This is a genomic window from Nonomuraea fuscirosea (genome assembly GCF_035917475.1).
Classification (GTDB): Bacteria; Actinomycetota; Actinomycetes; order Streptosporangiales; family Streptosporangiaceae; genus Nonomuraea; species Nonomuraea fuscirosea.
This window is the reverse complement of sequence record NZ_CP109074.1, coordinates 635920-648472: the sequence shown is the minus strand read 5'-3', so window position 1 is coordinate 648472 and position 12553 is coordinate 635920. Positions and strand designations below refer to the sequence as shown.

At 68.7% G+C, this 12553-nt stretch carries 12 protein-coding genes; 6 read left to right on the top strand and 6 right to left on the bottom strand.

What is annotated here, in order from left to right; all coding sequences use genetic code 11:
- Positions 1 to 30: 30 nt before the first annotated feature.
- Positions 31 to 2793, bottom strand: a complete 2763-nt coding sequence (locus tag OIE67_RS03035; protein ID WP_326636417.1) for an ATP-binding protein — start codon at positions 2791 to 2793, stop codon at positions 31 to 33.
- A gap of 71 nt (positions 2794 to 2864) precedes the next feature.
- Positions 2865 to 3281 (bottom strand): transposase domain-containing protein, encoded by a 417-nt coding sequence (locus tag OIE67_RS03030; RefSeq protein WP_326636415.1) that lies wholly within the window; start codon positions 3279 to 3281, stop codon positions 2865 to 2867.
- 773 nt (positions 3282 to 4054) lie between these two features.
- Here OIE67_RS03030 and OIE67_RS03025 point away from each other — a divergent pair.
- The 4 genes from OIE67_RS03025 to OIE67_RS03010 all read left to right on the top strand — a co-directional run bounded on the left by OIE67_RS03025 (position 4055) and on the right by OIE67_RS03010 (position 7293).
- The gene (locus OIE67_RS03025; RefSeq protein ID WP_326636413.1) at positions 4055 to 4570 is read left to right on the top strand and encodes a hypothetical protein; all 516 of its coding nucleotides are present in this window, start codon (positions 4055 to 4057) and stop codon (positions 4568 to 4570) included.
- A 26-nt stretch (positions 4571 to 4596) separates the two neighbouring features.
- Complete coding sequence (locus OIE67_RS03020; RefSeq protein ID WP_326636411.1) at positions 4597 to 6222, top strand: ATP-grasp domain-containing protein; 1626 nt, start codon at positions 4597 to 4599, stop codon at positions 6220 to 6222.
- A gap of 90 nt (positions 6223 to 6312) precedes the next feature.
- Positions 6313 to 6930, top strand: coding sequence for a DUF3558 family protein (locus OIE67_RS03015; RefSeq protein ID WP_326636409.1), 618 nt, complete (start codon positions 6313 to 6315; stop codon positions 6928 to 6930).
- Positions 6931 to 7110: 180 nt separating this feature from the next.
- On the top strand, positions 7111 to 7293 hold the full coding sequence (locus OIE67_RS03010; protein WP_326636407.1) for a hypothetical protein: 183 nt from the start codon (positions 7111 to 7113) through the stop codon (positions 7291 to 7293).
- A gap of 389 nt (positions 7294 to 7682) precedes the next feature.
- Here OIE67_RS03010 and OIE67_RS03005 read toward each other — a convergent pair whose 3' ends face one another.
- The gene (locus OIE67_RS03005) at positions 7683 to 8780 is read right to left on the bottom strand and encodes a calcium-binding protein (protein WP_326636405.1); all 1098 of its coding nucleotides are present in this window, start codon (positions 8778 to 8780) and stop codon (positions 7683 to 7685) included.
- A gap of 34 nt (positions 8781 to 8814) precedes the next feature.
- Positions 8815 to 9921: a putative Ig domain-containing protein gene (locus OIE67_RS03000; RefSeq protein WP_326636403.1), complete on the bottom strand. Its 1107-nt coding sequence runs from the start codon at positions 9919 to 9921 to the stop codon at positions 8815 to 8817.
- 327 nt (positions 9922 to 10248) lie between these two features.
- Here OIE67_RS03000 and OIE67_RS02995 point away from each other — a divergent pair, with 327 nt between their 5' ends.
- Complete coding sequence (locus tag OIE67_RS02995; RefSeq protein WP_326636401.1) at positions 10249 to 10506, top strand: hypothetical protein; 258 nt, start codon at positions 10249 to 10251, stop codon at positions 10504 to 10506.
- 117 nt (positions 10507 to 10623) lie between these two features.
- Here OIE67_RS02995 and OIE67_RS02990 read toward each other — a convergent pair whose 3' ends face one another.
- The gene (locus OIE67_RS02990; RefSeq protein ID WP_326636400.1) at positions 10624 to 10866 is read right to left on the bottom strand and encodes a hypothetical protein; all 243 of its coding nucleotides are present in this window, start codon (positions 10864 to 10866) and stop codon (positions 10624 to 10626) included.
- 907 nt (positions 10867 to 11773) lie between these two features.
- A complete protein-coding gene (locus tag OIE67_RS02985) occupies positions 11774 to 12031 on the bottom strand; it encodes a sigma-70 family RNA polymerase sigma factor family protein (protein ID WP_326636398.1) in 258 nt (85 codons plus the stop codon).
- A gap of 59 nt (positions 12032 to 12090) precedes the next feature.
- Between OIE67_RS02985 and OIE67_RS02980 the strand changes: the two genes are divergently transcribed.
- A complete protein-coding gene (locus tag OIE67_RS02980; RefSeq protein WP_326636396.1) occupies positions 12091 to 12306 on the top strand; it encodes a hypothetical protein in 216 nt (71 codons plus the stop codon).
- Positions 12307 to 12553 lie beyond the last annotated feature (247 nt).

Here is a 12553-nt window from a genome sequence, read left to right as displayed (position 1 = left end):
AAACTCGGGGCTCACCGGCGCCGGAGCGGTTCACGCAGCCAACAGGGCGCGGACCTTGTTGGCCTCGGGGCTGCCGATGTCGGTGAACAGCTCCAGAGCTTCCTTCCAGCGGCGCACGGCCGTCAGGAGATCGCCGGCATCACGGAGCACACACCCCATCACCTGCAGGGCGCGGGCGGCCCCGAGTCTGTGGCCGGTTTGCTGGTGCAGCTCCAATGCCTGCTGGGCGTGCATGAGCGCTTGGTCATAGCAGCCGAGCTGATGGTGGGTCGCGGCCAGCGTGGTGTGGGCGTGGCCCTGAAGGGGGCGTATGCCGGCCTCGGCCGCGAAGTCCAGTGCTAGCCGGGCACCGTCGAGGGCCTGGCGGGGCTGGTCGAGGGCGAGACAGACGTCGGCCAGCCCCAGTCGCGCGGCGGCCTCGGTCCAACGACTGAAGATACGCTGTGCCAGTTTCAGGGCCCGCCGGTAGTGATCATCGGCGTCATGGGCCTGGCCGAGATGCAGGTGAATCCTGGCCAGGACGATACGGACCCTGGCCTCGGTATAGGGGTCACCGATCTCTCCGGCCAGCCGCAGTGCCTCCTCAGCTGTCACCAGCGCCTCCTGAGTCTGACCGGCATCGCAGGTCACTGCGGCAAGGGCACGCAGCCAGTAGGCTCGCCCGAACCGCATGCCCAGCTCCTCATAGAGCCGCGCCGCGTCGGTGAGGTGCCGGCGGGCGCTCTCCCACTGCCCCAGGTCGTGGTCGATCTCGCCCAGGGCGCCCAGGACGCCCGTGTCCCCGAGGCGTGAGCCGATCTGCCGGTAAAGCTCGGACGCCTGGTGGTGGTGGGCGGCAGCCTCCTGCAACTGGCCAAGCTCCCGCTCGACCAGGGCGAGGTCGAACAGGCTGTCGGCCTGCGCGCCCTGCGAACCGCTGCTGTGGTACAACGCCACCGCCTGGGCCAGCTCTTCGGCGGCCTGCCGGAAGTCGCCCGACAACACGCTGACGACTCCCTGGCAGCTCAGGGCGGCGGCCTGGCCCTCGGTCCAGCCGACCTGCCGGGCCAGGGTGAGCGCGTCGGTGAGATGTCGGCGAGCCGACTGCGGTCGGCCGGCGGCCCGGTCGACTTGGCCGAGGCTGAGGTGGCCGAGGACTTGGGCGCGTACGTCGCCGATGACCGTGGCGGCCTCGAGTCCGGCCTGAGCGATCAACTCCCATTCCACCATGGGCCGTCGCTGCCAGAAGTATTCACGCAGCGCGTCGGCCAGGCGCCAGGCGACCGGATGAGGACCGTGGTCGGCAGCGTATCTGGTGGCTGCGACCAGGTTGGCCAACTCGGCTTCGAGCCACGCGGCTGCCTCTGGCAGATCGCCGAACGCTGTCGGGAAGGTGGTGTCGGCCGCCGGTGGCTGAGGCAGCCGCATCGTCTCCGGATACAGCAGCCCCACGGCCGCGTCGACCCCGCCCAGGTACCAGTCCAGCAGCCGTTCCACAGCCGCCTCGCATTCCACTTGGCCGTCGTGAAGGTGCGCGCGCTGACGCGCGTACACCCGCAGCAGGTCGTGCATGCTGTACCGGTCCCGGCCGTGTGGCTGCACCAGGTGTGCGTCCGCCAATTCGCCCAGCGCCCGTCTCGCATCCTCTGCCTCAACGTCCGCCAGCACCGCGACGCCCGCGACGCAGACGTCCGGGCCTGGGATCAGGCCCAGCAGCCGGTACAGCCGTTGGCGGTCAGGGGTCAGGCGATTATAGGAGTGGTCGAAGGCCACCCGGATGGCCGCTTGGGGATCGTGGGAGATGGTCAGGCCGTCCAGCCGGTCCTCCTCCTGCAGTTCGGCCAGATACTCGGCGATCGGCTTGTCCGGCCGGCCGGTGATGTTGGCCGCGGCGATTCGCAAGGCCAGTGGCAGGTAGCCGCACACCTGTGCCAGCGTGGTCACGGCCTCAGGCTCGGCCGCCGCCCGCTCCGGTCCGATGATGTGCGTCAGCAGCAGCGCCGCCTCGCCGGGGTCCAGGACCTCCAAGATCAGCCGGTGGCCACCGTGGGTGGCCGTCAGCCCGGTCAGCCGGTCACGGCTGGTGACGATCACCATGCATCCCTGAGCGCCGGGCAGCAGCGGGCGGACCTGCTCGGCGCTGTGGGCGTTGTCCAACATCACGAGGATCCGCTTGCCCGCCAGCAGCGATCGGTACAGCCCTGTGGCCTCCTCCAGTTCCGTCGGGACCTGGCCGGCCGTGACGCCCAGGCCGCGCAGAAGCGTGGCCAGCGCCTGTAGGGAGGAAAGCGGCGGCCCTGGTGCGTACCCCTGGAGGTTGATGTAGAGCTGTCCGTCGGGAAAACGATCGGCCATCCGGTGCGCCCAATGCACCGCCAGCGCGGTTTTCCCTACGCCCCCCATCCCGTCGATGGCCGTGATGATCAAGGTTCCCGCGACGTGGGCCTCGTCCACGAAGGCCAGTTCCCGCCCGCGGCCCACGAACGCCGCCACGTCGGGAGGCAACTGCCGCGGCATCATCACCGGCGCCGGATACGAAGGGTGCGGAGCAGCGTTCGTGGTATTGATCAGAAGCGACGATTCCTCGGCATCCAGGCCCAGTGCCTCGACCAGCAGCCGCAGCGATGAACTGCGCGGCCGTCGCAGCTCACCGGTCTCCAGCCGGCGTACGGTTCGCTCATTAAGCCCTGCCCGTACCGCCAGTTGCTTCTGGGTGAGCAGCGCCCGCTCACGCCAGACGCGCAACAACACACTCAACGTCGCTTTCTGCGCGTGCGAATTCTCTTGACCGTTGTCGCGTGCTTCTAACGGCATGAACGCCCCTCCTCGCTCCCTCGACTTTGCAGACTACCGGGCTTGGAACTCCTGAGAGTCTGTCCCGCGGATCAATGCCGTTTAGATAGATCATTTAGTTCTGGGGGTGCGGAGGTCAAGCAGGAATTGGACGGTGGGCGGCCCGGGTGGCGGGTGCCCCTGTCGCTAACGACCTCGACCCCCAATTTCTGCCGGGCCTGGGTGACCGCTCCACGCGTCGGTGGCTCCCATCGCACTCCAGGAACCGCCGTGAGCAGGCCGGTCAGTTTCTCCGCGACCTCCTCATAATCGTCGTCCGCGAACAGGCATAACGCCGTCAGCAGGTAAAGCATCACATGCGCGGGGAGCTTCCGCACCCGCTCCTCACGGCATCCGTGCAGCTCGATCGCCTCGTCCAAGACCTGCCTCGGCACCAGCGACGTCAACGCCCCCAGCCCCACCAGATCCGTCAGCCGACCCGGCCCAGCACCCTTGATCCACTCCGCCACCCGGCGGACGCTACCAGCACAAACCCCTACCTAAACGGCATCGGTTCGACCGTCCACCCAGCCCGCCACCCGGGCATGACGGCCCGGCGATGTGTCCTGTGAATGTCCACATAATGTCCTGGCCGGCATTCACCACGCGGCGGGACAATGGCCTCTCCGGCCTGCGAGAACGACATGCCGGAGAGAATGACACGCCGGAGAGAACGACATGCGAAGAGGTGAAGAACCGGTGCGGCGCGAAGGTGTCGGGCCGCTTGGTTCGAAACGTCCATGAGGGTAGAACTTCATGATGTCCGCTGTGATCCGGAACCGCCTGAGTATCGGGAGTTCCGTCGCAGTGAACGATTGACCGCGGCGTGGTCCTATGACGTTCTGCAGGCATTGTCCCACTCTTCTTGGGCGCCGGTTCTCATCGCCTTGCTGCGCGCCGGCCCACGCGTGTGCGGAGTGGTCTGCGCCGGCTATTTTGGCGTGCGGCGCAACGGGCGCCCGAAACCGCGGAAAGAGCCTTTGTTGCTGGACGTCCGGGTCCCCGGTTATTCGCACTGCCCCGGGTGGCATTTCGCGTCGTGGGTGCCGGTCGAGCAGCGACGTGAATTGTTGCGCGCCTATGAGCGGGAGGCCGTGCGGTGGCTTGGCGCGGGCTGCGTCGGTGTGGCGTACCGGGGGGTGCGGGCGCGGGAACTGGCGCTGGTCGCGCGGCGCGGGGCCATGTCGCAGTCCGCCGACACCTCGGGGTCATGCCGACGGTCTGATCCTCGGTGGACGAATGGATGGGGTCACTGAGCAAGAGCCGGCGCACGGATCTGCGGCGTCAGGGCCGCATCGTGGCCCTGAGCGACGTGCGGGTCGAGTTCGGGCCCGGTCGCAGGGACCTGGACGCCGGCGAGGTCGCCTCGCTGCATCACGCCCATGTCGAGCGGCTACGTGCCCGGCTCGACCCGAGGGCGCCGCTGCCTGCGGACTACTTCGCGACGTTGTTCGCCCACGAGGACGTCTTCGCCCTCTCCTACCGCGATCCCGCGGGCCGGCTACTGGCTTTCGGCGCGCTGCTCGACCATCCCGTCGCACCGCGCATCGGCACCTGGGCCGCCCTGCGTCCCGAGCAGGGCGGCCGTAAACATCTGTACTTCGACCACTACGTGCGGCTGATCCGGCACGTCATCGAGGCGGGCGGACGCAGGGAACTGTCGGCGGCGCAGGCGAACTTCGAGGTGAAGCGGTCTTTGGGGTTTCACTGGTCGCCCATGCACCGGGTGGCCGTACCGCGCTGGCGAACCGGCCGCTGACGAGCGGCCCAGAAAGGGAGACGAGCATGCGCGCCGAAACCGTGAGCACACCGGACGAGCAGCGGCCGGCCGATTCCGGGCAAGGCGAGAAGCCTTCATTCCTGCGGGCGAACGCGGTCACGCTCATCGCCGGGACGGTCGCCGTGGCGCTCGCCGGAATCATCTGGTTCGGCCTGCCGCACGAACGCGAGATCGATTCGCTGTGGCTGTTTCTGCTCAAGCTGGCGCCGTTCGCGGCGGCCGGTGTCGCGATCGGCTGGCTGGACCTGCGGTGGGCGCGGCGGCTGCGGCTGCAGCTGGTGTTGATACCCGCCGCCTTCCTCGCCTTCTTCTGCCTCTTCGTGCCGAGGATCTTCTTCTACCGCAGCATTTTTGGGGCCGAGCACTATTACACGATTCTGACCCTGTCGTTCATCATGGCCCTGGTGCCGTTCATCATTCTGGCTCTGGTGCTCGCCTACCGGCTGGGCGGCGGGTCGCGGCCGACGACGTTCCGGCTGTGCGCGGCCCTGCTCATCCTGCAACGCCTGCGCACCATCGCGGTCGACCAGCGGCGGGACCGGCCCGCGGGCGCGGAGGCCGACGCCTTCGTCCAGGTGTCCACCCGTGACCACAGGGCGATCACGGTGGCGCTCGACGGTGTCGTGCCCACCGCCGTGGTCTCGGGCGGCAGTGACGCGTCCCCGATGAGCTGGCACGAGCTCTCGGTTCTCCACCGGACCCCGGTGCGCTACCCGCGCAAGGCCGCCGCCTCCATGGACAAGGCCGTCTTCCACGAACTCGTGCGCCGGGCGGGACTGACCGGGTACCGGTGGCTGCGGACGACCGGTGCCGGGGATCGTGCGGTGCTGGCGCCCGGGCTGGATCTGCCGGTCGTCGTGAAACCCTCCGACGCCTCAGGCAGCAAGGGCACCACCCTCGTCACCGAGCGGGCGGGCCTGGCCCCGGCGCTCGCGCACGCCGCGGCGTTCTCCGTCTCGGGCGAGATCATGGTCGAGGAGTTCGTCGCCGGCCGCAACCTCACCGTCGAGGTGTTCCTGCGGCACGGTTCGGCGATCTTCTCCGTGATCACGGAGAAGCGCCTTCTTCCCGGGCCGAACTTTCTCATCGCCGGGCACACCTGCCCGGCCGTCATCGGGGAGCCGGCTCGCCGCCGCGTCGTCGAGGCCGCCGTACGCCTGTGCGAGGCCATGGACCTGACGGACGGCCCCGCCCACTTCGACATGATCCTCGCCGCCGACGGCACCCCGTACCTGCTGGAGGTGGGCGCACGGCTCTGCGGCAACGGCTACCCGCGGCTAACCAGGGCCGTGTACGGGGTGGACACGGTGGCCGCGCAACGGGACCTCGTGCTCGGCCGCCCCTTCGACCTCCGGTCCGAGCACGCCTGTCACGGCATCATCCAGGTGCTCGGCTCCCCCTCGGGCCGCGAGGGCGTCCTGGCCGACGTCAGGGGTCTCGACGAGATCAGGACGTCGCCCGGCGTGGCCGACGCCGAGGTGGTCACCCCGATCGGCGGGATGGTCCGGCCGTTCACGGATTCGGGCAACAAGCTCGGCTATGTCGTGGTGACCGGTGACACGCCCGCCGCGGCCGAGGCCAGGCTGGCAGCCGCCCTGGACACCCTCGAACTGGACATCAAGCCGAGCTGAGCGTTTCGGCATGCTCCTTGCGGGCGTTCTTCAACAATCCGGCTGTACCCTCGTCCGGCTGACGAGGCAACCCGCTCACGAAGGACTGAGATGATCACGGACAGGGCCGGCGCGATGCCCGCCGAGGCGACCACGCCCACCTGGAGGAAGGCTGCGCGCCTGACGACCTCGGCCTGTGCCGTGTCCCTTTCCGTCGTGCTCCTCGCGAGTTGTTCGCCGGTGCCGGGGCCCCTCCAGGACCCCGGCCAAGGCCTCGCCGCGACGCGGAACCCCGCCACGGCGACCGCGACGCCGGCGCCGTCGTCCGGCCCGGCCGATGCGTTCGCCGGCGTCGATCCGTGCGGGCTCGTGCCCCACGACGCCCGCACCCGGCTCGGCCTGACCGAGCCGCGGGACAAGCAGGTCGGTCAGGCCCGCGTCTGCCGGTTCCGAATCCAGGGCGCGACCCTGCGCAACAGCTACACCGTGGGCGTCGAGTTGTTCTCCACCCGCGGACTGGAGGACATCGTGGCCGCCCGGACGGATCGGCTTGCCGACATCGGGCACCACCGGGCCGTCAGGTTCAAGGGCGCCAACGGCGGATGCGCGGTCGCGCTGGGCGTGGGCGACCGGTCGCGGGTGGACGTCACCGCGGTCGGCGGCGACCTCGAACCCGCCTGCGACATCGTCGCCAGGCTCGCCGCCGCGCTCGAACCCTCGCTCCCGTGACGGCGATGAGCCGGCACGCGGGCGGGGACGACACCGAGATCTGGCGGCCCGCCACGCCGTGCAGTTGTTGTCCGTCCCCGAGGGGCGCCAGCAGAATCTGACCCCGGTCACGTTGGACGGCAGGGGCTGGTCCAGGAAGAAGCCGGCGATGAACAGCACGAAAGCCACCCAGCGCAGCACGTGGCCAGGACGGGCGCGGTCGAGCACGGCGGCGACGAGACCGGCGATCCTCGCCGCGAGGAGCTGGGGCAGCAGGCCGACGGCCGGCCCTCGCGCAGGGCCAGGAAGATCGAGGCCAGGAACAGGGCGAAGCCGATGCCCACTGCTCCGGGCGCGGCGACCGTCTCGGGGACGAGGCGGTGATCGTGTCGCGTAACCCGTCCGTCATCTCGACGGTGATCCACGGCTGGTCGGGCAGCGGCTCCATGGGCCAGGTGCCGTCCACCATGAGCAGGCGTTCGTCCTTGATGTCGGAGATGGAAAGGCCCCACAGGATGCTGCCCGAGGTCTGGCTTTCTGACAGCCAGATCGTGACGACCTTCTCCAGGTCCGGATGGCCCGTACGACCACGAGGGCGACCGCCAGGCCCCAGACTGCTGTGGTGAAAACGATCCTCGACCGCATGACACCAGCGTGTCACGCAGCATGCGCCGCTGCTCGGTCCGCATCGCCCTCGCCGCCCGGAGGCGGGCGGAGGCGGGCGGAGGCGGGCGGTGCGCGCCGGCTACCGCCCACGAGGCGGGCCCGGCCGATCACGGCCAGGCATAGGTCCTCTCGCAGGGGGCGTGGTCGACGGACTCGATGGACATGCAGATGTCGGCGCCCGCGTCGTAGGCGTACTCACGGGCGTGGTCGATCCCCCACTCGCCGATGAGGGAATCACTGCCCGCGCCACCGTAAAGGTAGTCGTCGCCGCCTATCAGATCGCTGTCGTCGGAGTCGCCGTAGAGCTTGTCGTTGCCGGGACCGCCGTAGAGCCAGTCGCCGCCCGGCATGCCGATGAGCGTGTCGCTGCCGCCGGGACCGCCGTTCATGGTGTTGTTCGCGCGGTTGCCGACGAGGGTGTCGTTCGCCCAGCCGCCGTAGAGGTCCTCCACGTCGTCCGGAACGTTCTCCAGCTCGCCCGGCGCGCCGTCGTCGGCCTTGCCGTTCAGCGACACCCTCACGGCCGCCGTGTGGTCGGCGTAGCTCACCAGGTCGTGGACGCCCGCGCCGCCACGGTAGGTGTCGGTGCCGAGGCCGCCCCGGAGGTCGTCGTCGCCCGCCCCGCCGTCGAGGTCGTCGTCGCCGTCCGACCCCTCCAGCAGGTCTCCGCCGTCCGCGCACTGCTGCTCACAGCCGCCGAAGAGCCGGTCGTCACCCGCTTCCTGCTTGCCCGCGTTGAGGCGCAGGTCGTCGGGGCTGAGCCCCCCGGAGACCCACTGCACCCCGGGCCCGCCGTAGATGACGTCGTTCCCCTTACCGCCGAACAGGCGGGCATCGGTCTTGCTGCTCGTCGGCAGTAGGTTGATGATCGTGTCGTCGCCCCCACGGCCGTCGACGTACAGTTTGGTGGCGCCCGCACTGCAGCGGACCTCGTTGTCCGTGAGGGCGATGCAGCCGCCACCGGCGTAGATCGGGAAGTTGTCGTCGATGACTCGCACCCGGCCGTTGGCGTCCGGCACGATCCGGACGTCATTGTCCCCGTGGCCGCCGTCGAAGTACAGGACTCCTGCCGTGTCGAGCCTGACGTCGCCGGTGCTGGGGTCGAGCGGGTCCACCTCAGCCGTGGCGCTGACCGGCGCGACTGCGGTGAACCCCGTGGCTAATATCGCGATGCCCAGCCACAGGGCGACTTTCCTGCATTTCATGTGCTCTCCTTCTGCCTGCTTGAGGGTCGCCGATCTAGAGACGCAGGGACCAGCCGTCGATCCGGCCCTCGGAACCGGTGACGAGATCCCGGGCGCGCAGTTTCCACGTTCCGTCCGCCACCGAGAAGGAGAGGTTCTCCGTGAAGGTCTTGTGAATGTCCGGCAGCCCGCTGGCGGTCCGGTAGTGCAGCGCGATCGCGCGCCCGCTCGCCGACACCAGCCACACCTCCAGGTCGGAGATCCTGGGGTGGACGATGTCCACCGTCACCGTCGCCGTCGTCGAGGCGTTGCCCCCGCAGCCGTCGATGGCGATGTACGACTCCGTCATGGCCGTGATCGGGATGTCGGTGCCGTTCGCGCCCGAGCAGCCCGGTTCGGGCACCGGGACGACCGTCCAGTCGTATGACGTGCTGCCCGAACGCTTCGGGTTGGTCGAGTCGTTCACCGTGACCCGCACGGTGAACGACCCTACCTCGGTGGGGGTGCCGGAGATCGTACCCGTAGTGGCCTTGATGGACAGGCCGGGAGGCAGGCCCGTCGCCGTCCAGGTGTAGGGACTCTTCCCGTCCGCAGTCGTATGGCTCACCGGCGAGATCGCGGTGCCCACCACATCGGCCTGCATACCCGGGCCCCGCACCTCCAGGCCGCCGGCCGGCACCCACTCCCAGTCGGTCACGTCGACGTTCCGGCCGCCGGTCATGTGGACGCCGCCCTCGTAGTCGGCATGGAGGTACCTGCCGGTCTCGTAGTTCGAGATCGAGGCCCACGAGCGGCCCGCGGCGGCGACGATGTGCCATTTCATGGCGGGCCGCGCCGGCCAGTCGCCGCAGCCGTGCAGGTAGACGTCGGTGTAGGCGGCTTCCAGGCATTGGAAGCCGTCGTAGGTCTGCAGGCGGTAGTCCGCGTTCGTCACCTGGTTGAAGCGCCACTTGGTGCCGTCGGAGCCGCATGTCGCCAACGCGACCTCGGTACCGCTGTACGCGAGACACTGGTCGGTGTCGAGAACCCGGAGATAACTCACGTACGCGATCGTCGAGTCGGCCGCGGTCGGCGCCGGAGCCGCCAGGCCGCCCGCGAGCGCCGCCATCGCCGTGATGGCCGTGCCGATACGCCGCAGGGATAATATGCCCGGCTTCTTCATATGTTGCCTCCTGAATTTTCGGGTCTCCGGCTGCCGGACAGCGAGTTCGGTGATGTCGTCCTGGCCGGGCCGCGTGACGCGTTGCCGTCCATGAATACGAGCCACGAACCGTCCACGCTCATCGGCGTCCGCCGACGGGTGAATTTCTGACGGCCGTGCTACATGAATGTGCACGGGGCCGGCGTCAAATCTGCTTCACCCAAGGCCGCCTCCATCTGCGTGCGCGGGAGAGGTGAAGTCGGAGTGAAACGGCGTCCCAATACCATCGCACTACCGAAGAACGGATGAAAGGGGAGCGGGATGCGGCGACTCGCATGGTTGGCGACAATGGCCGTCATCGCACCAGCCCTGGTCGTGGGCAATTCCGGTGCGGCACAGGCGGATCCGGGAAACTGCTGGTGGGGCAGGTACGATGTCCACTCCGGTTACGCCCGCTGCTATTCGGGCTCGGGCTGGTACCGGGCGTGGGCGACCTGCTGGGGACGCTCCAACGTGTACGGCCCGTACGTCGCCAGCGGCCAGACGAGCGTCGCCTACTGCGGCATCGCCTACGAGGTGAAAGAGGTCTTCCTGCAGATCAAATAGGGCAATCGCCGAACGCGCAGGCCGCCCGCCGATCGGACGACTTCATGAGGCCGGAGCCGGCCGTCGATTGGTCGTCCGATCGCGCCCATGACGAGGCGGTGCGGCCTGGTATTCCCCTCAGTCCACGTAGACGTAGAGAATCCGGTACGGCTGCGTACCCGAAGAATACTTGCAGTAATAGTCGATGACTTCCCCGCTCCTGACCAGGTCCTCGCCCACATAGACGCATGCGGAATACGGGACGTAGGTCGCGTACGTGTACCAGAGGTTGTTCGTGGAGAAGTCGGGGGCCGCCGAGACGGCCGTTCGCGGTGACGCGTGGGCGGTTCCGATCAGCCCGAATCCGAGCCCGGCCGCCACCAGGATGACAGCGAAATCCTTCTGATCACGATGTTTCTCCGATCTCCGTTCCCGGGGAGGAGCGCGATGCCGGGAGCCATTGCGCAAATGGCCCCGAAGTGACTGCGGGTGCGGCGGGCGAGCAGGCGGGGCAGCAGCCGGGCAGTGCCGGACTGCCACAGGGCCTCGATCAGGTGCCGGTCGATGACCTTCGTGGCGTCGGTGTTCTCCCGGCGCCGCTAGACCAGCACGGCCAGGTCGGAGGTCATGGTCAGTGTCGTCGGCGGCCGGGGTCGTGCTCGGCCAGTGCGGCGGCGTCGGGCTTCGGTCACGAGGCATGCGATCACCCTGCTGGCGGTGTGCGGTGAAAGCCGCTCCCGTCTCCGCGCTCATGATCGGGAAGAACTTCTTGGCTTCGGAGCCGAATGATGCCAGGAGTTGTGATCATCGGAGCGGGGCCGGGGATCGGCCGGTTCGTCGCCCGCCGCATGCGCGCGCTGCCTCCGCAGGTTGCCCACCATGCCCGGGCACGCCGTCGGCACTAGACGTAGGCCGTGGTCACGGGGATCGGTGATCCTTGGAATTGCGGAGGATGGACTCGGTGTCCATGAGCGCGTTCATCGCCGCGGCAGCGGTCTCGAACGGCCGGGCGGGTGCGTCTGCGGCGCGCTGTCGGTCGGAGGCGGAGCTTGGCGCGGGTTCGGGGATCACCGGCAGGTTCCTATGTGACAGGGAACGTGTTGTCTTCGACCCTAGAGGCGCGATGCGGAACCGCTGGCCGGAATGAAGGAAGGATCTTGTATGTGACAGGGAATGGTCTCTTCCCTGTCACATCGGCCACGGCGCGCGGCAGACGCTCAGTCGTCGTCGCCACTAGCCCGCCACCCTGGGACGTCGGCGACGAAGCCGTCCCGGCGTGGGCCGGGTTTCACGGCTCCAGGCGGGTGAGGTCGAGCCGGGCCTGCCGGTCGGGGTCGGACAGAATGTCAAGGGTGGCGATCTTGCCGTCGGCGATGGTGCAGCTCATGACGGAGATGAGCTGATCGTCGATGGTGTTGACCAGGCCGGCGAGGCCGTTGACAAGCGCCGGGTGGGTGGTGGCGCTGGTGGCCATGGGCTGGAAGGTAGCGAGCTGCCCGGCCACGGCCGCGACACCGCGCAGGACCTTGTACCGCTTCAAAGTCATCGCAGGGTGCTTGGCCTGCGGATCGACCTGATATGGCGATACGGGCAGGATCAGTTCTTGTGTCTGTCCATCTCCTGTATCTGATCGTGGTTCGGGTGTTCGGCTGGCTGGTACTCCTGGGCCGAAGCGAGGCGGTCAAGGGCGCCGAGATCATGGTGCTGCGGCATGAGGTAGCGGTGCTGCGGCGTCAGGTCGTCCGACCCAAAGCTGGACTGGGCCGATCGAGCGGCCCTGGCCGCGCTGGCGCGGCTCTTGCCGCCGAGATTGCGGACTGATCGGCTAGTGACGCCGGGCACCCTGCTGGCTTGGCACCGGCACTTGGTCCGAGATCGGTGGACATATCCGAACCGGTCCGGCCGCCGCAAGGAGGTTCGGGACTTGGTGCTGCGCCCTGGCGCGGGAGAATCCGGCCTGGGGATACCGTCGGGTGCATGGCGAACTGACCCGGCTCGGCTATCGCGTGAGTGAAGCGACCGTGCACCGAACCCTCCGGCGCCGGCGGGTCGGCCCTGCTCCCCGAGA

Coding starts and splice junctions, on each gene's coding strand:
- OIE67_RS03015 (WP_326636409.1), top strand. CDS start 6,313: ATGATCACGGACAGGGCCGGCGCGATGCCCGCCGAGGCGACCACGCCC.
- OIE67_RS03035 (WP_326636417.1), bottom strand. CDS start 2,793: ATGCCGTTAGAAGCACGCGACAACGGTCAAGAGAATTCGCACGCGCAG.
- OIE67_RS03000 (WP_326636403.1), bottom strand. CDS start 9,921: ATGAAGAAGCCGGGCATATTATCCCTGCGGCGTATCGGCACGGCCATC.
- OIE67_RS02995 (WP_326636401.1), top strand. CDS start 10,249: ATGGCCGTCATCGCACCAGCCCTGGTCGTGGGCAATTCCGGTGCGGCA.
- OIE67_RS03025 (WP_326636413.1), top strand. CDS start 4,055: ATGGGGTCACTGAGCAAGAGCCGGCGCACGGATCTGCGGCGTCAGGGC.
- OIE67_RS03005 (WP_326636405.1), bottom strand. CDS start 8,780: ATGAAATGCAGGAAAGTCGCCCTGTGGCTGGGCATCGCGATATTAGCC.
- OIE67_RS03020 (WP_326636411.1), top strand. CDS start 4,597: ATGCGCGCCGAAACCGTGAGCACACCGGACGAGCAGCGGCCGGCCGAT.
- OIE67_RS02985 (WP_326636398.1), bottom strand. CDS start 12,031: ATGACTTTGAAGCGGTACAAGGTCCTGCGCGGTGTCGCGGCCGTGGCC.